Raw genomic sequence first — 20,828 nt, forward strand, 5'->3', positions numbered from 1 at the left:
CGGCAGCGCTCGCGCGCGTCCGTAGAATGGTCAGATGTCCAGCGAACCGAAGAACCCACTGGTGGCCACGGTCACCACGGTGGCGGCGTCCACGGCGTCACTGGCAACTCGGGTGCTGGACTGGCTGCGCGCCGGCTACCCCGAAGGCGTTCCCGGGGCTGACCGGGTGCCGCTGTTGGCGTTGTTGCGCAGCACCCCGCTCACCGACGATGAAGTCAGGGAAGTGGTGCGGGAATTCGCCAAGCAGAGCCCGCTGGCCGGCACCCCGGACGGCATCACCGAAGAGCAGATCGAGGACATGATCCGCGAGGTCACCAACCGCGACGTCGACGCCGAAGACGTGCAACGGGTGGCCGCCAAACTGGCCGCCAAGGGCTGGCCGATCGACGCGGTGCTCGACCAGCCCTGAGTCGGCCTCAGATGGTGGCGGTGTCGATCACGAAGCGGTAGCGCACATCGGAGGCCAGCACCCGCTCGTAGGCCTCGTTGACGTAACCGGCCTCGATCACCTCGATCTCCGGGGTGACGTCGTGCTCGGCGCAAAAGTCGAGCATCTCTTGGGTTTCCGCGATACCGCCGATCAGCGAACCGGACAAGCTGCGTCGGCTGCGGATCAGGGCGCCGGCCGGCACGCTCATCGGGTGCTCGGGCATGCCCAGCTCGACCATGGTGCCGTTGACCTTGAGCAGGTTCAGGTAGCCGGTCAGGTCCAAGTTGGCCGAAACCGTGTTGATGATCAGGTCGAAACGCCGGCTCAGCTTGCGGAAGGTGTCACGATCGGAGGTGGCGTAGTACTCGGCCGCACCGAGACGCAGACCGTCCTCCATCTTCTTCAGCGATTGGCTGAGCACGGTGACCCGAGCGCCCATCGCCACCGCGATCTTGACCGCCAGGTGGCCCAGCCCGCCGAGCCCGATCACCGCAATCTCTTTGCCGGGACCGGCATTCCAGTGTCGCAGCGGCGAGTAGGTGGTGATGCCGGCGCACAGCAGCGGCGCGGCCTGCTCCAGCGGGATGGCGTCGGGGATGGCCAGCACGTAGTTCTCGTCGACCACGATCGCGGTGCTGTAGCCGCCCTGGGTGGGCTCGCCGTCGCGGCCGACACCGTTGTAGGTGCCGACCATGCCCTTGTCGCAGTACTGCTCTTCGCCGGCGCGGCAGTTCTCACACTCGCGGCAGGAGTCGACGAAACAGCCGACCCCGACCCGATCACCCACTGCGAACTTGGTCACCTCGGCGCCCACCGCGGTCACCACGCCGGCGATCTCATGTCCGGGCACCAACGGGTAGCGCGCCGGGCCCCACTCGCTGCGCACCGTGTGGATGTCGGAGTGGCAGATCCCGCAGAACTTGATGTCGAAGGCCACGTCGTGCGGGCCGATTTCGCGGCGTTCGATCGTGGTCTTGGTCAGCGGGTCGGTGGCAGAGGTGGCGGCGTACGCAGAAACTGTCGTGGTCATCAAAGGCTCTCGTCGATAGCTGCGATTTCGGTGCGTTTGGGGGCGGTGGGCACCCCTGGGCGCACCGAAATCACGGGAAAAAGGGTTCAGTAGCACAACGCCAGGGGCGGTCGACGGCATTCCCGGCAGATCACGCACGGACCCGAGAGGGAGCCGCTACAGCCCGGGGGCGCGCAGCGCAGGGTTGACGTTGAACCCGACCCGCTGATAGCTCACCAGCCCGGCCAGCGAGTACGGGTCCTTGGCGATCAGTTCCTCGGCCTGCTCGACGCTGATGTCACCGGTGATCAACACGCCACCGGCAGCGCTTTCCTGCCGCCCGGCCAGGATCAGCCGGCCGGCCGCGATCTCGGTTTCGATCCACGCGACGTGCGCGGGCCGGGTCTGGTCGACGACCTCGAGCGGCTGCTCGTAGGTCAGCGTCAGGACATGGAACATGGGGCCTACCTTCGGATGGTTCGGGCGCCGCCGTCAGCGGCCACGTCAGTTGATCGGGGCGTTGATCCAGCGCAGGTCATCGAGGATTCCGCGGCCCGCGATCGGCCCCTGGCCGGTCTGCCACACCTCATTGTTGACCACGAACACCCGGTTGTCGCGGTTGGCCGACAACGCCCGCCAGGCGTCGCCGTCGAGCACCACGGGTGCCCGGTCCTTGGCCGCCGGCGAATCGAAGGACACATAGATGATGTCGCCGTCGGCCGCCGAGAAGTCCGCGGAGTCCGGGTCGGAGGAATCGATCTCCAGGTACGGCTCGTCGGTGAAGCGCTGCGCGGCCGGCCGGTCGACGCCGACCAAGGCCAGCACACTCGCCGGGAAGTTCTTCGCACCGAACACCCGCACCGAGTTCTCGGTCAACTGCACGATCGAAGCCTGGAAGTGGGTGGCGTCGTTGGCGACGCCGGTGCGTTCGGCGCGCTCGGCGAAGTCGTCGATGACGGCGTCGGCCGCGCGGACCCGCCCGGTGGCCGCACCCACGGCCCGGATCGCGTCGGCCCAGCCTGCGGTGGGCGCGGCGGTGAACACGGTCGGGGCGATCGCCGACAGTTCGCCGAAGTTCTGCCCCGGTGAACCCAGGATCAGATCCGGGTCGGCCTCGGCGATCGCCTCGGCGTCCGGTCCGCTGCGGTGCCCGACGGCCGGCAACTCGTGGATCACGGTTCCCAGATACGACGGCTGGGCGTCGGTGCCGTCGGGCAGGGCCGCGGCCACGATCCGGGACTGCAGACCGAGCGCGCACAACACGTCGAGTTGCTCGCCGGAGAGCACCACGATGCGCTGCGGATCCCCGGGAACGTCGACCTCGCCGCGCTCGGTGCCGCTGTCCACCCGGCGGCGCTCGACGCCGTCGTCGGCGGCCGCCGGTTCGGCGGCGCAGGATTCGTCGGGCCGACGCTGGTTGCCCAACACGCCGGCCCCGGCGATCTTGGTGGTCGAGGTGATCAAGGTGCCCGACGGGGCGACCGGAGTCTGGCCCTGGATCTCAGAACAACCGCTGACGAGCAGCGTAGATGCGGTGACGACCGCTACTGCGGCGACTCGAAACGGCACGGCCCGACGGTAACACCCAACACGTCTACGACAGATTGTCGGACCCGGGCCGACAGACGCGGAAGAGGGGGATAGGATTCCTCTCAAGATCAACCCTGCTTTGTCTTGGAGGAGAACTCTTGACCGCCGAAGCGCCCCCATTGCGGGAACTCGAGGCTACGCGTCCCTTCAAGGAACGCATGGGCCCGAAGGGCAACCTGATCTACAAGCTCATCACGACGACCGATCACAAGCTGATCGGCATCATGTACTGCGTCGCGTGCTTCATCTTCTTCCTCATCGGTGGCCTGATGGCACTGCTGATGCGCACCGAACTCGCGATGCCGGGCTTGCAGTTCCTGTCCAATGAGCAGTTCAACCAGCTCTTCACCATGCACGGCACGGTGATGCTGCTGTTCTACGCGACGCCCATCGTGTTCGGCTTCGCGAACCTGGTGCTGCCGCTGCAGATCGGCGCCCCCGACGTCGCGTTCCCGCGGCTGAACGCCTTCTCGTTCTGGCTGTTCCTGTTCGGCGCGATGATCGCGACCGCCGGCTTCATCACCCCCGGTGGTGCCGCCGACTTCGGTTGGACCGCCTACAGCCCGCTGACCGACGCCATCCACAGCCCGGGCGCCGGCGCTGACCTGTGGATCATGGGTCTGGCCGTCGGTGGTCTGGGCACCATCCTCGGTGGCGTGAACATGATCACCACCGTGGTGTGCATGCGCGCCCCGGGCATGACCATGTTCCGGATGCCGGTGTTCACCTGGAACATCCTGGTGACCTCGATCCTGGTGCTGCTGGCCTTCCCGATCCTGACCGCCGCGCTGCTCGGCCTGGCCGCCGACCGCCACCTCGGTGCGCACGTCTACGACCCGGCCAACGGCGGTGTGCTGCTGTTCCAGCACCTGTTCTGGTTCTTCGGTCACCCCGAGGTGTACATCATCGCGCTGCCGTTCTTCGGCATCGTCAGTGAAATCTTCCCGGTGTTCAGCCGCAAGCCGATCTTCGGCTACACCACGCTGATCTACGCCACCATCTCGATTGCGGCGCTGTCGATCGCGGTGTGGGCGCACCACATGTACGCGACCGGCGCGGTGCTGCTGCCGTTCTTCAGCTTCATGACGTTCCTGATCGCGGTCCCGACCGGCATCAAGTTCTTCAACTGGATCGGCACCATGTGGAAGGGGCAGTTGACCTTCGAGACACCGATGCTGTTCTCGGTCGGCTTCATCATCACGTTCCTGCTCGGTGGTCTGTCGGGTGTGCTGCTGGCCAGCCCGCCGCTGGACTTCCACGTCACCGACAGCTACTTCGTGGTGGCGCACTTCCACTACGTGCTGTTCGGCACCATCGTGTTCGCGACCTACGCCGGCATCTACTTCTGGTTCCCGAAGATGACCGGACGCCTGCTCGACGAACGGCTGGGCAAGCTGCACTTCTGGCTGACCTTCATCGGTTTCCACACCACCTTCCTGGTGCAGCACTGGCTCGGTGACGAGGGCATGCCGCGCCGGTACGCCGACTACCTGCCGTCCGACGGCTTCACCGAGCTGAACGTGGTGTCCACCATCGGTGCGTTCATCCTGGGTATCTCGACGATTCCGTTCCTGTGGAACGTGTTCAAGAGCTGGCGCTATGGCGAGGTCGTCACGGTCGACGACCCGTGGGGCTACGGCAACTCCCTGGAGTGGGCCACCAGCTGCCCGCCGCCGCGGCACAACTTCACCGAGCTGCCCCGGATCCGTTCCGAGCGGCCGGCGTTCGAGCTGCACTATCCGCACATGGTCGAGCGGATGCGGGCCGAGGCGCATGTGGGGCGTGACCACACCAACACGCACACCAGCGTTTGATGGTCGGCGCCCGGATGGCCGGGGGCCGGAGTTGAGCACCACCAAGGTGCCGGTGTTGATCACCGTCACCGGGCTGGACAAACCGGGCGTCACCTCGACGCTGTTCGGGGTGCTCTCTCGGCATCGGGTGGATCTGCTCAACGTCGAGCAGGTCGTCATCCGCGGTCGGCTCACCCTCGGCGTGCTGGTGGCCTGCGCCCCCGAGGTCGTCGCCGATCCCGGCTTCGCGCAGTTCCGCGACGAGGTGCAGGGCGCGATCCGCGCCCTGGGCCTGGACGTCGCGATCGACCGCAGCGACGACTCGCCGATCATCCGGGAACCCTCGACGCACACCATCGTGGTGCTGGGCCGGCCAATCAGCGCTGGGGCGTTCGGCAGCCTGGCAACCGAACTGGCCGCGCTCGGGGTCAACATCGACGACATCCGTGGGGTGTCGGACTACCCGGTCACCGGGCTGGAGCTGCGTATCTCGGTGCCGGCCGGCGTCGAGTCGCAGCTGCAGCAGGCGCTGGCCGAGGTGGCCTCGGGCGAGCGGGTCGACCTGGCGTTGGAGAATCACAGCCTGGAACGCCGCGGCAAGCGGCTGATCGTGTTCGACGTCGACTCCACCCTGATCCAAGGTGAGGTCATCGAGATGCTGGCGGCCCGCGCGGGCGCCGAAGCCAAGGTCGCGGCGATCACCGAAGCCGCGATGCGCGGCGAGTTGGACTTCGCCGAGTCACTGCGGGAACGGGTGGCCACGCTGGCCGGGCTGCCGGCCTCGGTGGTCGACGAGGTCGCCGAGGAACTCGAACTCACCCCGGGCGCGCGGACCACGATCCGGACCTTGCGCCGGTTGGGTTTCCACTGCGGGGTGGTTTCCGGCGGCTTCCGGCAGGTGATCGATCCGCTGGCGCACGAACTCGAACTGGACTACGTGGCCGCCAACGAACTCGAGATCATCGACGGCACCCTGACCGGACGGGTGGTGGGTCAGATCATCGACCGCCCCGGTAAGGCCAAGGCGCTGCGTGACTTCGCCCATCAGGCCGGGGTGCCGATGGGTCAGACCGTGGCGGTCGGGGACGGCGCCAACGACATCGACATGCTCGCCGCGGCCGGGCTGGGCGTGGCGTTCAACGCCAAGCCGGCGTTGCGCGAGGTCGCCGACGCGTCGCTGAGCTACCCCTACCTGGACACCGTGCTGTTCCTGCTCGGCGTCACCCGCGCCGAGATCGAAGTGGCCGATTCGGCCGAGGGCGTGGCGCGTCGGGTGGAGATCCCCGACGACGTGTGAGCCGCGCCGGTGATACCTCAGGCGCCGGCCGAGCGCTCGGGAGCCGCTGACTACCATGGTCGGGTGCCCGACTCCGACACGCATCCCGACCTGCTGATCGACTTCCGCGGAGTATCGCTGCGGCGCGGCGGGCGAGTGCTGGTCGGTCCGCTGACCTGGCAGATCGAACTCGACGAGCGCTGGGTGGTGATCGGACCCAACGGGGCGGGCAAGACCTCGCTGCTGCGGATCGCCGCGGCCACCGAACATCCGTCGTCCGGCGTGGCCTACGTGCTGGGTGAGCGTCTCGGCCGGGTCGACACCAGCGAGTTGCGCGCCCGGATCGGTTTGTCCAGTTCTTCACTGGCGCAACGGGTTCCAGATGACGAACTGGTGCGCGACGTGGTGGTCTCGGCGGGCTACGCGGTGCTCGGCCGGTGGCGGGAGCGCTACGACGAGATGGACTACGTGCGCGCGATCGACATCCTGGAGTCTCTCGGCGCCGAGCATCTGGCCGACCGGCGCTACGGCACGCTCTCGGAGGGCGAACGCAAACGCACGTTGATCGCCCGCGCGTTGATGACCGACCCCGAGCTGCTGCTGCTCGACGAACCCGCGGCCGGCCTGGACCTCGGCGGGCGTGAGGAGTTGGTGGCCCGGCTCGGTGATCTGGCCGCCGACCCGGACGCGCCGGCACTGGTGCTGGTGACCCACCACGTCGAGGAGATCCCGGAAGGCTTCACGCACTGCCTGCTGCTCTCCGAAGGCGCGCCGGTGGCCGCCGGACTGCTCGGCGACGTGTTGACCGCCGAGAACCTGTCGGCGGCGTTCGGTCAGTCGATCGCGGTCGACGTCATCGACGGCCGGTATTTCGCGCGGCGGGTCCGCAGTCGCGCCGCCCATCGGAGGCAGGTATGACAGACGACTTCGTCCCGCTGCCGGCGCGGCCGGCCGCCACCGTCATGTTGGTGCGCGACGGCGACGCCGGCATCGAGGTGTTCCTGATGCGACGGCATCGCGCGATGGAGTTCGTCGGCGAGGTGATCGTGTTCCCCGGCGGCGGCGTCGACGAGCGTGACCGCAACGCCGACATCGACTGGTACGGCCCGGAGCCGCAGTGGTGGGCGCAGCGATTCGGGGTGGATGAGGACCTGGCGCTGGCGCTGGTCTGCGCGGCCGCGCGGGAGACCTTCGAGGAATCCGGAGTGCTGTTCGCCGGACCGAAGGATGCCGACGGCCAGGTCGGCATCGTCGGCGATGCGTCGGTGTATGCCACCGCGCGCGCCGAGCTGGCCGACAACTCGCTGTCCTTCGGCACCTTCCTGCGCAGCGAGGGACTGGTGCTGCGCGCCGACCTGCTGCGGCCGTGGGCCAACTGGGTGACCCCTGAACAGGAACGCACCCGGCGCTACGACACGTTCTTCTTCGTCGCGGCGCTGCCGGACGGGCAGCGCGCCGACGGCGAGAACACCGAGTCCGACCGCGTGGACTGGTCCACCCCGGACGCTGCGCTGGCCGACTTCGCCGCGCACCGCACGTTCTTGCTGCCGCCGACCTGGACCCAGCTCGATTCGCTGTCCGGCCGCACCGTCGACGAGGTGCTGGCGGTGCAACGCCAGGTCGCCGCGATCACGCCCAACCTGGTGGTCGCCGAAGGCAACTGGGAGATCGAATTCTTCGACAGCGCGCGCTACAACGCCGCGCGCGCCGGGCGGGCACCATGACCGACCCGTGCGAGTTCGTCAGCCTGCACACCCACGACGAGCATCCCGGCATCGGCACCATCCTGCTGTCCCGGCCGCCGACCAACGCGCTGACCCGGCAGATGTACCGCGAGCTGACGCACACCGCAACCGAAGCCGCCGAGCGCAGCGACATCAGGGTGGTCATCCTCTACGGCGGCCATGAGATCTTCTCCGCCGGTGACGATGTGCCTGAGCTGCGCACGCTGAACACCCGCGAGGCCAAGACCGCCGCCCGGGTCCGGCACGACGCCGTCGAAGCCGTCGCCGCCATCCCCAAACCCACGGTCGCCGCGGTCACCGGCTACGCGCTGGGCAGCGGGCTGACCTTGGCGCTGGCCGCCGACTGGCGGGTGGCCGGCGACAACGTGCGGGTCGGCGTCTCGGAGATCCTGGCCGGTTTGGTGCCCGGCGGCGGGGGACTGGCCAGGCTGGCCCGCACCATCGGCACCAGCCGGGCCAAGGAGCTGGCCTACTCCGGCCGGTTCGTCGACGCCGAGGAAGCCCATCAGCTCGGCCTGCTGGACCAGCTGGTCGCGCCGGACACCGTGTTCGACGCCGCCGGGCGGTGGGCCCGCCGCTTCGTCGACACCCCGCCCGCGGCGTTGGCCGCGGTCAAGGCCGTGATCGACGGCAGTGTGGCGGTGCGCGCCAAACACGTCACCGACGAGCGGCGCCGCTACGTCGAGGTGTTCGCGGCCGCCGTCGCCGACACCGACCCGGCCACCTGACCTGAGTGGCAGCCGGCCGGGCGGAACCTGGCCCGCCGGTGGCCCGCGCCCGACCGTTAGGCTTGCCGATTATGACGAGCACAGACCCCGCCCCGAACCCGCACGCCACCGCGGAGCAGGTCGAGGCGGCGATGAAGGACAGCAAGCTCGCCCAGGTGCTGTATCACGACTGGGAAGCCGAAAGCTACGACGACAAATGGTCGATCTCCTACGACCAGCGTTGCGTGGACTACGCGCGCGGCCGCTTCGACGCCGCGGTGCCCGAGGATGTGCAGCGTGAGCTGCCCTACGAGCGCGCCCTCGAGCTGGGCTGCGGCACCGGTTTCTTCCTGCTCAACCTGATCCAGGCGGGCGTGGCCCGGCGCGGCTCGGTGACCGACCTGTCGCCGGGCATGGTCAAGGTCGCCACCCGCAACGGGCAGGGCCTGGGGCTGGACATCGACGGCAAGGTCGCCGACGCCGAGGGCATCCCGTACGACGACGACACCTTCGATCTGGTGGTCGGGCACGCGGTGCTGCACCACATCCCGGATGTCGAACTGTCGCTGCGCGAGGTGGTCCGGGTGCTCAAACCGGGCGGGCGGTTCGTGTTCGCCGGCGAACCGACCACGGTCGGCAACCGCTACGCCCGCGAGCTGTCGACGCTGACCTGGCGGATCGCCACCAACGTCACCAAGCTGCCCGGCCTGGGCGACTGGCGCCGGCCGCAGGCCGAGCTCGACGAGTCCTCCCGCGCGGCTGCCCTGGAAGCCGTCGTCGACCTGCACACCTTCGACCCGGCCGACCTGGAGCGGATGGCCCGCAACGCGGGGGCCGAGCAGGTGAGCACGGCCAGCGAGGAGTTCACCGCCGCGATGCTGGGCTGGCCGGTACGCACGTTCGAGGCCGCCGTGCCGCCCGGCAAGCTGGGCTGGGGCTGGGCCAAGTTCGCGTTCGGCAGCTGGACCACGCTGAGCTGGGTGGATGCCAACATCTGGCGTCAGGTGGTACCGAAGGGCTGGTTCTACAACGTCATGGTGACCGGGGTGAAGCCGCACCCCACGGGTACCAGCAGTGCCCCCACCGGGGTCAAGCCCTCCTGAAGTTCACCCGCGACGACGTCGACTACCTGACGTCGCCGGCCGGCGCCGCGGCGCTGGCCGAGGTGGCCGGGTTGGTGTCCGACGATCCGGACCGCCGGGTCGCCGACGTCAGCGCCGTGCGCGCGCGCCATCCGGACCATGCCGCCGCGCTGTTGGAGACCACGTTGCTGCGCCGACGGGCGGCGGCCAAGCTGCCGCACGCGGGTGACTGGCTGTTCACCGACGAGGCGCTGCAGCAGGCCACCGCCGCACCGGTGTCTGCGCACCGGGCCGCCCGGTTGGCCGGTCGCGCCGTGCACGACGTCACCTGCTCGATCGGCACCGAACTGGCCGCGCTGGCGCCGGTTGCGCCGGTGCTGGTCGGCAGCGACCTCGACCAGGTGCGGCTCGCGATGGCCCGGCACAACCTGCGTGGGCACGACGACCTGCTGCTGTGCCGGGCCGATGCGTTGGCGCCGATCACCCGCGACGTCGTCGTGCTGGCCGACCCGGCGCGCCGCAGCGGCGGCCGGCGTCGCTTCGACCCGCGCGCCTACACCCCGGCGCTGGATGAGTTGCTGGCCGGCTACCGTGACCGCGATCTGGTCGTAAAGTGCGCTCCCGGAATCGATTTCGACGCGCTGGCCCAGATGGGATTCAGCGGTGAAGTCGAACTGCTCAGCTGGGCCGGCTCGGTGCGGGAGGCCTGCCTGTGGTCGCCCGCGCTGGCGACCGACGGGGTGACGCGCCGCGCGACGCTGCTCGACACCGGCGAACAGCTCACCGACGCCGACCCGGACGACTGCGCTGTGCGCCCGGCCGGACGCTGGATCGTCGACCCCGACGGTGCGGTGGTGCGCGCGGGCCTGGTCCGCCACTACGGCGCCCGGTACGGGCTGTGGCAACTGGATCCCGAGATCGCGTATCTGTCCGGGGATCAGCTGCCGCCCGGGGTCCGCGGCTTCGAGGTGCTCGAGCAGCTGGCATTCAGCGAGCGCAGGCTGCGTTCGGCGCTGGCCGACCTCGACTGCGGCGCGGTGGAGATCCTGGTCCGCGGCGTCGGCGTCGACCCGGATGCGCTGCGCCGCCGGCTGCGGTTGCACGGGCACGTCGCGCTGTCGGTGGTGTTGACCCGGATCGGGGCCGGCCGAGCGGCCAAGGCGACCGCGTTCATCTGCCGGCCCTCGCGGTGAAACCAGGCTGCCGCTCGCCGGGAGAGAGTCAGGACGCGACGAAGCCGTAGACCTGGCCGGCGCTGGTCGACACCACCACCCGCTGGTCGTTGCCGAGCGACACCCCGACCGGGAAGCCGGCGGCGTCGGGCAGTTCGTACTGGTTGACCGTCGTACCGTCGCGCGGGTCGAACACCAGCAGCTCCATGTCCTTCGAGCCGGGATCGCCGTCCCGGATCACGGTGTAGGCCAACTCGTCGCCGGCCCGGCTGGTCGTAGTCAGCGGGGCGACGTCGTCGCGCTGCCAGGCCACCTCGGCGTGGTCGCCGGCGTCCTTGAGCGCCACCAACTGCGCACCCGGACCGCCGCCGACCAGGATCAACCCGTCCGGCGACACCGACGGCGGGGTCTGCGGCAGGAAGTCCAGCGGCTGCGACCACTTCACCTTGCCGTCGGCGGCATCGAGCGCCCAGAGCGCCTCGTTGCGGCCGTTGACGTAGACAGTGGTGCCGTCCGCGGACAGCACCGGCGCGGCGAGCACCCCGCCGGTGACCTCATCGCTGGTCCATTCCCGGTTCAGCAGCGGCGTCTGCCCCGGTCGGTGCCGCAGGCCGATCAAGGTGGCCTTCGGTGCGCCGGGCTGCCAGATCCCGATCACCACGGTTTGGGAGGCCGACGAGAACGCCGGAGCGGCGGCCACCGGGCACTGCGGGCGGCCCTGTGCGCAGTCGGCCAGGCCGCGCTCCGAATCGGTCGGATCCACCCCGGACACCAGGTCCATCGGGTTGCCCACCACGGTGCCGCGGTGCGCGTCGAACACCAGCACCTGACCCAGATGCGTCACGGTCAGCAGTTGGCCGTCGCCGAGAAGCCTTGGCGTTTGTGGCATTCCGATCACCTGCTGGCGCCAGCGGACCCACTGCGTGGGCGGATGGGCCAGCATGGTGCCGGGCTGGCCCACGTAGAGGTTGTCGAAACCGTCGAACAGCGCGCCGGCGAAACCGCCGCCCTGCACGAGTCGGGTGCACCAGCGTTGCCGCGCGTTGTTGTCGGACTCCCAGACCATCAGTGAGCAGCCGGCCTCGGTCTGCGCGTTGGCCGCCAGGTACCCCGTCGAGCCGAGTGCCACCGCGGCACCGAGCTCACCTTTGACCGAGCGGGTCCATTCCAGCGTCAGGTCGCGGGCCCCGGTGTTGTCGGTGTAGCTCGAGTTGGCGGCGTCGCCGTACTGCGCCGACCACCCCAGCGACGGGGCGGCGTCGACCCACGAAGCGGTGTTCGCGCAGGCCGCCGTCGCACCGAGGATCAGTGTCGTCGACGCCAGCGCGACGAGTCGCCGAAGCACCAGTGCCGTTCCTTCCGATCGTCGTGCCTAGCGAGCCTAACGTGTCACCGCAGAACTCCCGGTGACCTGCCCGCCGCGGTGGCGCGGCGGGCCGACCAGCACGCCGGTGGGGCCGGTGTCGGTGCCGAGGCCTCGCGTAGGCTTTCGGCCCATGACGACCATGTGGGGTGCTCCAATCCACAAGCGGTGGCGAGGTTCGCGGCTGCGCGACCCGCGCCAGGCCAAGTTCCTGACCCGCGACTCGCTGCGCTGGGTGCTGACCAATCGCGCCTACACGCCGTGGTACCTGGTCCGCTACTGGCGGCTGCTGAAGTTCAAGCTGGCCAACCCGCACATCATCACCCGCGGCATGGTGTTCCTGGGCAAGGGCGTGGAGATCCAGTCCACCCCGGAACTGGCCCAGATGGAGATCGGGCGCTGGGTGCACATCGGGGACAAGAACACCATCCGCTGCCATGAGGGTTCACTGCGCATCGGCGACAAGGTGGTGCTGGGCCGCGACAACGTGATCAACACCTATCTCGACATCGAGTTGGGGGATTCGGTGTTGATGGCCGACTGGTGCTACGTCTGCGACTTCGACCACAAGATGGACAGCATCGAATTGCCGATCAAGGACCAGGGCATCGTCAAGAGCCCGGTGCGGATCGGTCCGGACACCTGGGTGGCGGCCAAGGTCACGGTGCTGCGCGGCACCACGGTCGGACGCGGTTGCGTGCTGGGGTCGCACGCGGTGGTCAAGGGTGAGATCCCGGACTTCTCGATCGCCGTCGGAGCGCCGGCCAAGGTGGTCAAGAACCGCAAGCTGGACTGGGAGAGCTCGGCAGCCGAGCGGGCCGAGTTGGCCGCCGCGCTGGCCGACATCGAACGCAAGAAGGCCGCCAAGTAGCTCGGTTGCTCACCAGGTGAAGGCGCGGTCGAGCTGCAACGTGCGTTCGGCCGGCCGGTACCAGCCTTGCGGGGCGTACTGGCTGGTGTGCAGATAGCACCGCACGGTGACCTCTCGGCTGCCCGGCGTGAACGTCAGGTGCCGGCTCAGCGGCAGCGTGGTCAGCGGCATGTGATGCCGGCTCAGCGATGCGACGTTGAGAAACCAGGTGCCCCAGCGCTGTTCGATATGGGTCTTACCGCCGAACGAGTCGTCGGGGTGGGTGTGGGTGTGCCCGGCCAGCCACATCTGCACCCGGCCGGGCCGAGCCGCCAGGAACGACTCGAACGCACCGGAGTCCGGTTGGCTGTTCACCCAGTACAGGTACGACGCACCCTGCGGGGTGCCCTGGGTGAACGGGCGGTGGTAGTACTCGGTGAGTTCACCGGCGGCGTTGCGGCGCACGCCTTCCCATTCGCCGGAGGACACCGTGGTGTCCTTGAGGACATAGTGGTGCACCGCGATCACGATGGCGTCCGGGTTGGCGTCGACGGTCGAGGTGAACCAGTCGAAGGTCTCGCCGCTGACCACCCCGCCCGGGTTGCCGCCCAGGGTGCCGCGACCCACCGTCTGGCTGGGCTCGTTGCGGTCACTCATCATCAAGAACAGCAGATTGCCGACCCGAAACGAGTACCGCTCCCAACTGCCCTCCACCGGGTACGGCCGGGCGGCCGGGTGCACACCGGAGTGCTCGGTGTGCGCACCGAGCGGGTCCACCCATTTCTGCCACCACCACGCTTCCGGCTCGGAAAGCCCACTGCGGTCGTGGTTTCCGCTGACGCTGTAGATGTCCTCACGACGGTGGGTACGCAGCGCGCCGAACTGCTTGCGTAGTTCGGCACCCTCGGCGTCGTCGGGCAGGCTGTGGTGCGAACCGGACATGTCGCCGACGTCGATCGCCAGGTCCCATTCGAAGGGCGGGCCGCCGTCCTCGCCGCCGAACTCCGACTGCGTGATCGCCTCGGCCAGGCTGCTGCGGCCGAAGCGCAGATCGGTGCCGACGTGCGCATCGCCGAACGCCCACAGTCGCAACGGGTCGGTGCGTTGCGCGCTGATGCTCATCCGACGATCCTGGCGGCCGTCATTCCGCCAGTCCAACGCATTAATATAATCAGATTCATCGGCAGGAATGATCAATCGTGAACCTACAGCAGTTGCGGTACGTGCTGGCTGTCGCGCAGACCGGTAGCTTCACCCGGGCCGCGCGCGACGTGTTCGTTGTGCAGTCGGCGCTGAGCCAGCAGATCGCAAAATTGGAAGCCGAACTCGGGGTGCGACTGTTCGAGCGCACCACTCGTTCGGTGACGCTGACCCCGGCCGGTGCCACGCTGCTTCCGCTGATCCAGCAGGTCCTGGCCGGGGTGGACCGGATCCACACCGACGCCCGGGCGCTGCAGGGTACGGTGGCCGGCCGACTCACCGTCGGGATCATGGAGATACCGTCGGAAAGCCTGGACCTCGCGGCACTGATGGCCAGCTTCCATGCGCGCCATCCGCAGGTCGACGTGACACTGCGCAGCGGTGGCAGCGACCTGCTGGTACAAGCGGTGCGCGACCGCGGACTCGACGTGGCGATCGTGGGCGCCAACCTGGAATCCGGCAGCGCGGGACTGCATTACACCCAACTGCTCACCGAACCGCTGGTGGCGCTGCTACCGGCCGGGCACCGCTTGGCGAGCAGGCCCGCGGTGCGGTTGGCAGAGCTGGCCGAGCTGCCGTTCATCGACTTCCCGCCCGGCTACGGGCTGCGCCACGAGACCGACCGTGGCTTCGCCGGGGTCACCCGGCACGTGGCGTTCGAGGTGACCCGGGTCGACGAGGTGGTGCAGTTCGTCCGCCGAAACCTCGGTGCGGCACTACTTCCCGAATCGGTGGCGCGCTCACGCGCCGGCGCCAACCAGGCCCTGGTGTTGCGTCCGGTGCGTGGAGCGCAGCTGCACCGCCAGGTCAACCTGGTGGTGCCCAGCGGGCGGGGCAGATCAGCAGCCTGCCAGGCGTTCGTGCAGTGCGTGCGTGATCACACCGGCTCAACCGTACTCGGGTAGCGGGCGCTCGATGATCGGCAGCCGCGGATGCGGTTGGCGTTCGGCGCGTTTGGCCGACAGGTACACCTCGGCGGTGTGATCGGCCACGGTGTGCCAGGCGAAATCGGAGGTGAGCCGCTCACGGGCGGCCAGTGCACGGCGTTGCGCGCCGGCCGGATCGTCGAGCACCTGGCACACCGCAGCGGCCAATGCGTTGACGTCGCGCGCCGGGTGGGACACCCCGGTGCTGCCGTCGATGACAGCTTCGCCCAACCCGCCGACGTTGGAGGTGACCAGTGGGGTGCCGGCCGCCGCGGCCTCCAGCGCCACGATGCCGAACGGTTCGTAGTGTGACGGGAGCACCGCAGCGTCGGCTCGGTGCAACCACTCCAACAGCCCGGCATGATCAAGCCGGCCAATGAATTTCGTGGACTTGGCCACCTTGTGCTTGCGGGCGTGCTGCTTGAGGAAGTCCAGCTGGGTGCCGTCACCGGCGATGGTCAAGGTGGTGCCCGGATGGGCGCGCCGAATCTTGGGCAGCGCGGCGATCGCGTCGTGCACGCCCTTCTCGTATTCCAACCGGCCGAAGTAGAGCAGTTCGGCCGGCCCGTCGTGGGCCCGCCGGTGGGCGAACGGCCAACCCTCGGTGTCGATCCCGTTGGGGATCACCGAGACCTCGCACAGTCCGGGCGCGAACAGTGCGGTGATTTCCTCGCGCATCGACGCCGAACAGGTGATCAGTGAATCGGATTCGCGCACCAGCCAGGATTCCAGCGCATGCACCTGGCGGCTCACCGAACCCGACACCCAGCCGGAATGCCGACCGGCTTCGGTGGCGTGGATGGTGGAAACCAAAGGCACATCGAAGAATTCGGCCAATGCAATGGCGGGATGGGCAACCAGCCAGTCGTGGGCGTGCACGATGTCGGGCTGCCAATCCCGCAGCGTCAGCCCGACCCGGGTCATGGCATGACCCATGGCCAGGGTCCAGGCCATCATGTCGGTGCCGAAGGCGAACTCGTGTGGGTCCTGCGCGGCGGCGACGACCCGCACCCCCTCGGACATCTCGTCGGTGGTGGGGTGGGTGCTCGGGTCGGTGTCGGTCGGACGGCGCGAGAGCACCACGACCTCGTGCCCGGCGGCCGCCAGCTCGACGGCCAGATGGTGCACGTGGCGGCCCAGCCCGCCGATCACCACCGGCGGGTACTCCCAGGAGACCAGCAGGATCTTCACGGCAGCCTCCGGGCGTCCAGCGCGCCGAACAGCCCGTCGGCGCGGTTCCAGCCCTCGGCCAGCCGAGCGGCGGTGTCGTGCCGGCCGGCGGCCAGCGCACCGGAGATCTCTCGGGTGGCGTGCGCGTGCAGATGCGCGCGGTAGCGGGCGTACTCGGCGGCTGAATCCTTGCTCACCATGAACGGCCAGTCGCTGGACACCGTCAACAAGGCCTCGCGCAGCACCTGATCGGCCACCGGGTTGCGCGCCGGGGTGCGTCCCGGGGCGGCGTCCTGGGCCAACGCCTTGTCCACGGTGGTCAGGGCGGTGTCGACCACCTCGGCATTGAGCTGCACCAGGTCGGCGACCGTGGGTCCGGACCACACCTGCCAGTCCTTGCCGGAACCCCAAGAGCTGGGCGGCAATTCGACCGGCGCCCCGACGTAGCCGTGGCGCACCGCATCGCGCAGCGTGCCGACCTCGATGCCGGCCTCGGGCAATGCGCGCAACACCCGTGCCAGCCAGGTCGGGCCCTCGTACCACCAGTGCCCGAACAGTTCGGTGTCGAAGGCGGCAACCACGTGTGCGGGCCGGCCGATCCGCGCCGACTCCGATTCCAGCCGGCGGCGCACCACATCGACGAAGTCGGCGACGTGGACGTCGATCGCGGCGTCGGCGCGCTGCGGGTCATAGGGCGCCTTGTCCTCGGAGGCGACGTTGCGTCCGGTCACCCGGGCCGGTTTCAGGCCGGTGGTGTGGTCATAGGTGTGGAAGTCCCGGTAGGCCCCGTGTCCGGGATAGCCGGACTTCGGCGACCAGACCCGATAGCTGACCTGCAGGTCGCGCCCGAACGCCACCACCGAACTGTCGGCCACCGGCCGGCCCAGCGCGGTGTCGCCGTGCAGCGACGGGCCATCGACCATGAAGTGTCCGACCCCGGCCGCCGCGTACTCGACCTCCATGCCCGGGGCGTAGGCGCACTCCGGCGCCCAGATCCCGGACGGGGTGTGCGCGAACCGCTGGCCGGCGTCGGCCAACCCCTCGCGCAACGCGAACTGCCGCAGCCGAGGCGCCAGCAGCGGCTGGAACGGGTGCGCCAGCGGACCACCCAGCAACTCGATGACGTCGGCGTCGATCAGCTCGCGCAACACCGGGCTGCCGCCGTGCCGCCACCGGATGTCGAAATCTTCGAGCGCTTCGTCGGCCAGGGCGCGCTCCCGAGAACCGAACTCCCGCAGCGATTCCGACTCCAATGTGCTGGCTTCGGTGGCACGCAGACCCCAGTTCGCCAGCCAGTGCGCCATCCCGTCCAGGCAGTACGGGTCGTCGAGCTGGGCGGTGACCACCGGCGTCATTCCGAGGGTCAGCAAATGGGTCCGGTCCTCGTCGGCCAGCGTGCGCAGCACCCGGAACAGCGGCAGGTAGGCGGCCGACCAGGACTGGTAGAGCCACTCCTCACCGACCGGCCAGCGGCCGTGGTGGGCCAGCCACGGCAGATGGGTGTGCAACACCAGCGTGAACAGGCCCGGAACCTTGGGTCCGCCGGAGTGCGCTGTGGTGCGGGAGGCTTCGGTCACGGTCGAACCGCAATCGCGACCAGGTCCAGGCTCTCGTCGATGTCACGCTCGCCGGCCTCGAGCAGATCGAAGTCGTCGGTGCGCACCGAGGCCACGTCGGTCAGCAGTGCCTCGGGCCAGGGTGCGTCGGCCAGCGCTCGCTCGATCTGGGCCTCGATCAACGAACCGCCGTGCTTGGCGTCGAGCGCGCACAACCCGGCGCCGTGGAACACCCCGAGCATCGAGTGCAGCGTGAAGCCGCCGTCGGTGAGCAGTTCGGTCAGCTCGGCCGCGTTGAGTTCGCGGGTGTGGAACGGATTGACCGGGGTGTCACTGTCCGGGGTGAAGGTGATCCGGTTGGGCGTCGAGATCAACAGCCGACCTCCAGGTCGCAGCACCCGCCGACACTCGGCGATGAATTGTGACTGATCCCACAGATGTTCGATCACCTGGAAGTTCACCACCACGTCCACCGAGGCGTCCGGCAGCGGCAACTCGGCCAGATTGCCCTGCTGGGCCTGCACCCGTGGATAGCGGGCCCGCACATGCGCGACCGCGGAATCGTCGTAGTCCACCCCGATCACCTGCCGGGCCACGCCGGCCAGCAAGTCGGCGCCATAGCCCTCGCCGAACCCGGCTTCGAGCACGTCAAGGCCGGTGCACTGGTCGGCGAGGCGCTGGTAGACCACCTCGTGCCGGCGAAACCAGTAGTTCTCCACGTCCAGACCGGGCACCGTGCGCTCACCGGTGAGCGGCAACGTCGAACTCACCGAACCGCTGTTCGGCGGCGGCGTGGCGTCGGTGGGTTCGTCGGCAACGGATGCGCTCATCGAAAGGCAGGCTAACCCGTGACGGAATCCGGTAGCAGCCCAGAGCGGCGTTTGGCGGGTACGTGCGCACAGAACCTGCAGGACGACCCGTTATGGTGTACGAGCGGATCGGCTTAAGTTACCTACGAGTAACATTGCGGAGCGGTCCGGACACCGGCCCCAGGCCCCAAAGTTCCTTGCAGTGCGACTGCTGCTGCGAGGCCCGTCGAGGAGGACGAACCAGAGTCATGACGAACATCGTGGTCCTGATCAAACAGGTCCCAGACACGTGGTCGGAGCGCAAGCTCTCTGACGGTGACTTCACGCTGGACCGTGAGGCTGCCGATGCCGTGCTGGACGAAATCAACGAGCGTGCCGTCGAGGAAGCGCTGCTGATCAAGGAGAAAGAAGGCGGCGACAGCAAGGTCATCGTGCTGACCGCCGGTCCTGAGCGCGCCACCGAGGCGATCCGCAAGGCGCTGTCCATGGGTGCCGATGAAGCCGTGCACCTGCTCGACGACGGCCTCAAGGGTTCCGACGTGATCCAGACCGCGTGGGCGCTGGCTCGCGCGCTGGGCACCATCGAAGAGGTGGCCGAAGGTCTGGTCATCGCCGGTAACGAGTCCACCGACGGTGTCGGCGGTGCGGTACCCGCGGTCATCGCCGAGTACCTGGGCCTGCCGCAGCTGACCCACGTGCGCAAGCTGAACGTCGAGGGCGGCAAGGTCACCGGCGAGCGCGAGACCGACGAGGGTGTCTTCTCCCTGGAGGCGTCGCTGCCGGCCGTCGTGAGCGTCAACGAGAAGATCAACGAGCCGCGCTTCCCGTCCTTCAAGGGCATCATGGCCGCCAAGAAGAAGCCGGTGAAGACGCTGACCCTGGCCGAGATCGGTGTCGAGGGCGACGAAGTGGGCGTGGCCAACGCCGGTTCGACCGTGCTGTCGTCGACGCCGAAGCCGCCGAAGACCGCCGGCGAGAAGATCACCGATGAGGGCGACGGCGGCACCAAGGTGGCCGATTACCTGGTTGCCCAGAAGCTCATCTAGAGACCTCCCAATTCGGAAAGCAAGAGGCTGAAACATGGCTGAAGTACTCGTGCTCGTCGAGCACGCCGAAGGCGCCGTCAAAAAGGTGACCTCCGAACTCATCACCGCCGCCCGCACGCTGGGCGAGCCGTCTGCCGTCGTGGTGGCTGCCCCGGGCACCGCCGCCGGTCTGGCCGACGACCTCAAGGCCGCCGGTGCGGCCAAGATCTACGTCGCCGAGTCCGACGAGGTGAACAACTACCTGCTCACCCCGTTCGTCGACGTGCTGGCCGGTCTGGTCGAGCAGGTGGCCCCGGCCGCCGTGCTGATCGCCGCCAACGCCGACGGCAAGGAGATCGCCGGCCGGTTGGCCGCCCGTCAGGGTGCCGGTCTGCTGGTCGACGTGGTCGAGGTCAAGGAGGGCGCCAAGGGCGTGCACTCCATCTTCGGTGGCGCATTCACCGTCGAGGCCCAGGCCAACGGCGACTCCCCGGTGATCACCGTGCGTCCGGGTGCCGTCGAGGCCGCCCCGGCCGCCGGTGCCGGTGAGCAGGTCACCGTCGAGGTGCCCGCGCAGGCCGAGAACGCCACCAAGATCACCGCCCGCGAGCCGGCGGTCGCCGGTGACCGGCCGGAGCTGACCGAGGCCTCGATCGTCGTCGCCGGCGGTCGTGGTGTGGGTTCGGCGGACAAGTTCTCCGTGGTCGAGGAGCTGGCCGACTCGCTCGGAGCCGCCGTCGGTGCCTCGCGTGCCGCGGTCGACTCCGGCTACTACCCGGGTCAGTTCCAGATCGGTCAGACCGGCAAGACCGTGTCGCCGCAGCTGTACATCGCGCTGGGCATCTCCGGCGCCATCCAGCACCGGGCCGGCATGCAGACCTCGAAGACCATCGTCGCCGTCAACAAGGACGAAGAGGCGCCGATCTTCGAGATCGCCGACTACGGCATCGTGGGTGACCTGTTCAACGTCACCCCGCAGCTGACCGAGGCGGTCAAGGCTCGCAAGGGCTGAGCACTTCGCACTGAACCGAAGTCTCCCATCTCCGAGCGTGGAGGTGGGGGACTTCGTTCTTGCGTTGACATAGAGCTGAGGTAGGCCTCCAGGCGCAGAACGCCTACCTGGAC

General features: G+C 68.8%; 20 protein-coding genes. 12 read left to right on the forward strand and 8 right to left on the reverse strand.

Annotated elements, in window-relative coordinates; genetic code table 11:
• Window positions 1-34 precede the first annotated feature (34 nt).
• Window positions 35-409, forward strand: coding sequence for a DUF3349 domain-containing protein (locus AC5Y3P_RS04515; protein ID WP_500044687.1), 375 nt, complete (start codon window positions 35-37; stop codon window positions 407-409).
• A gap of 7 nt (window positions 410-416) precedes the next feature.
• On the opposite strand, the gene AC5Y3P_RS04520 is transcribed toward AC5Y3P_RS04515, so the two are convergent.
• The 3 genes from AC5Y3P_RS04520 to AC5Y3P_RS04530 all read right to left on the reverse strand — a co-directional run bounded on the left by AC5Y3P_RS04520 (window position 417) and on the right by AC5Y3P_RS04530 (window position 3,008).
• A complete protein-coding gene (locus AC5Y3P_RS04520; RefSeq protein ID WP_500044688.1) occupies window positions 417-1,460 on the reverse strand; it encodes an NAD(P)-dependent alcohol dehydrogenase in 1,044 nt (347 codons plus the stop codon).
• A 156-nt stretch (window positions 1,461-1,616) separates the two neighbouring features.
• A complete protein-coding gene (locus AC5Y3P_RS04525) occupies window positions 1,617-1,898 on the reverse strand; it encodes a YciI family protein (protein ID WP_500044689.1) in 282 nt (93 codons plus the stop codon).
• A gap of 45 nt (window positions 1,899-1,943) precedes the next feature.
• A complete protein-coding gene (locus AC5Y3P_RS04530) occupies window positions 1,944-3,008 on the reverse strand; it encodes an iron-siderophore ABC transporter substrate-binding protein (protein ID WP_500044690.1) in 1,065 nt (354 codons plus the stop codon).
• Between the two features lie 119 nt (window positions 3,009-3,127).
• Here AC5Y3P_RS04530 and ctaD point away from each other — a divergent pair, with 119 nt between their 5' ends.
• From ctaD to AC5Y3P_RS04565, 7 genes are all read left to right on the forward strand, one after another.
• A complete protein-coding gene (ctaD, locus tag AC5Y3P_RS04535; protein ID WP_500044691.1) occupies window positions 3,128-4,843 on the forward strand; it encodes an aa3-type cytochrome oxidase subunit I in 1,716 nt (571 codons plus the stop codon).
• A 31-nt stretch (window positions 4,844-4,874) separates the two neighbouring features.
• The gene (gene serB, locus AC5Y3P_RS04540) at window positions 4,875-6,119 is read left to right on the forward strand and encodes a phosphoserine phosphatase SerB (RefSeq protein WP_500044693.1); all 1,245 of its coding nucleotides are present in this window, start codon (window positions 4,875-4,877) and stop codon (window positions 6,117-6,119) included.
• Between the two features lie 63 nt (window positions 6,120-6,182).
• Window positions 6,183-7,016: an ABC transporter ATP-binding protein gene (locus AC5Y3P_RS04545; RefSeq protein ID WP_500044694.1), complete on the forward strand. Its 834-nt coding sequence runs from the start codon at window positions 6,183-6,185 to the stop codon at window positions 7,014-7,016.
• The gene (locus AC5Y3P_RS04550; RefSeq protein WP_500044695.1) at window positions 7,013-7,822 is read left to right on the forward strand and encodes an NUDIX hydrolase; all 810 of its coding nucleotides are present in this window, start codon (window positions 7,013-7,015) and stop codon (window positions 7,820-7,822) included. Before AC5Y3P_RS04545 ends, AC5Y3P_RS04550 begins: the two co-directional genes overlap by 4 nt.
• Window positions 7,819-8,571, forward strand: a complete 753-nt coding sequence (locus tag AC5Y3P_RS04555; RefSeq protein WP_500044696.1) for an enoyl-CoA hydratase — start codon at window positions 7,819-7,821, stop codon at window positions 8,569-8,571. Before AC5Y3P_RS04550 ends, AC5Y3P_RS04555 begins: the two co-directional genes overlap by 4 nt.
• Window positions 8,572-8,642: 71 nt before the next feature.
• Window positions 8,643-9,653, forward strand: a complete 1,011-nt coding sequence (locus AC5Y3P_RS04560) for a class I SAM-dependent methyltransferase (RefSeq protein ID WP_500044697.1) — start codon at window positions 8,643-8,645, stop codon at window positions 9,651-9,653.
• A complete protein-coding gene (locus tag AC5Y3P_RS04565; RefSeq protein ID WP_500044792.1) occupies window positions 9,650-10,825 on the forward strand; it encodes a THUMP-like domain-containing protein in 1,176 nt (391 codons plus the stop codon). The genes AC5Y3P_RS04560 and AC5Y3P_RS04565 overlap by 4 nt, the downstream gene beginning before the upstream one ends.
• 28 nt (window positions 10,826-10,853) lie before the next feature.
• Here the strand turns inward: AC5Y3P_RS04565 and AC5Y3P_RS04570 are convergent, their stop codons facing one another.
• Entirely contained in the window at window positions 10,854-12,149 is a 1,296-nt protein-coding gene (locus AC5Y3P_RS04570) for an outer membrane protein assembly factor BamB family protein (RefSeq protein WP_500044698.1), read from the reverse strand.
• A gap of 151 nt (window positions 12,150-12,300) precedes the next feature.
• On the opposite strand from AC5Y3P_RS04570, the gene AC5Y3P_RS04575 reads away from it, so the two are divergent.
• Complete coding sequence (locus AC5Y3P_RS04575) at window positions 12,301-13,038, forward strand: acyltransferase (RefSeq protein WP_500044699.1); 738 nt, start codon at window positions 12,301-12,303, stop codon at window positions 13,036-13,038.
• A gap of 9 nt (window positions 13,039-13,047) precedes the next feature.
• Here AC5Y3P_RS04575 and AC5Y3P_RS04580 read toward each other — a convergent pair whose 3' ends face one another.
• Window positions 13,048-14,139: a hypothetical protein gene (locus AC5Y3P_RS04580; RefSeq protein WP_500044700.1), complete on the reverse strand. Its 1,092-nt coding sequence runs from the start codon at window positions 14,137-14,139 to the stop codon at window positions 13,048-13,050.
• Window positions 14,140-14,216: 77 nt separating this feature from the next.
• Between AC5Y3P_RS04580 and AC5Y3P_RS04585 the strand changes: the two genes are divergently transcribed.
• Window positions 14,217-15,122, forward strand: a complete 906-nt coding sequence (locus tag AC5Y3P_RS04585) for a LysR family transcriptional regulator (protein WP_500044701.1) — start codon at window positions 14,217-14,219, stop codon at window positions 15,120-15,122.
• On the opposite strand, the gene AC5Y3P_RS04590 is transcribed toward AC5Y3P_RS04585, so the two are convergent.
• Genes AC5Y3P_RS04590 through AC5Y3P_RS04600 form a run of 3 tightly spaced genes read right to left on the reverse strand, consistent with a single transcriptional unit; the run spans window position 15,105 to window position 18,699 of the window.
• Window positions 15,105-16,334 (reverse strand): glycosyltransferase family 4 protein, encoded by a 1,230-nt coding sequence (locus tag AC5Y3P_RS04590; RefSeq protein WP_500044702.1) that lies wholly within the window; start codon window positions 16,332-16,334, stop codon window positions 15,105-15,107. The two genes, AC5Y3P_RS04585 and AC5Y3P_RS04590, sit on opposite strands and share 18 nt — an antisense overlap.
• Window positions 16,331-17,890: a 1,4-alpha-glucan branching protein domain-containing protein gene (locus AC5Y3P_RS04595; RefSeq protein ID WP_500044703.1), complete on the reverse strand. Its 1,560-nt coding sequence runs from the start codon at window positions 17,888-17,890 to the stop codon at window positions 16,331-16,333. Before AC5Y3P_RS04595 ends, AC5Y3P_RS04590 begins: the two co-directional genes overlap by 4 nt.
• Window positions 17,887-18,699: a class I SAM-dependent methyltransferase gene (locus tag AC5Y3P_RS04600; protein ID WP_500044704.1), complete on the reverse strand. Its 813-nt coding sequence runs from the start codon at window positions 18,697-18,699 to the stop codon at window positions 17,887-17,889. Before AC5Y3P_RS04600 ends, AC5Y3P_RS04595 begins: the two co-directional genes overlap by 4 nt.
• A gap of 227 nt (window positions 18,700-18,926) precedes the next feature.
• Here AC5Y3P_RS04600 and AC5Y3P_RS04605 point away from each other — a divergent pair, with 227 nt between their 5' ends.
• Both AC5Y3P_RS04605 and AC5Y3P_RS04610 read left to right on the forward strand, forming a co-directional pair.
• Window positions 18,927-19,724 (forward strand): electron transfer flavoprotein subunit beta/FixA family protein, encoded by a 798-nt coding sequence (locus tag AC5Y3P_RS04605; RefSeq protein ID WP_500044705.1) that lies wholly within the window; start codon window positions 18,927-18,929, stop codon window positions 19,722-19,724.
• A gap of 34 nt (window positions 19,725-19,758) precedes the next feature.
• The gene (locus tag AC5Y3P_RS04610; RefSeq protein WP_500044706.1) at window positions 19,759-20,715 is read left to right on the forward strand and encodes an electron transfer flavoprotein subunit alpha/FixB family protein; all 957 of its coding nucleotides are present in this window, start codon (window positions 19,759-19,761) and stop codon (window positions 20,713-20,715) included.
• The last annotated feature ends 113 nt before the right edge of the window (window positions 20,716-20,828 follow it).

It is taken from the genome of Mycobacterium sp. NGS45, assembly GCF_059812645.1.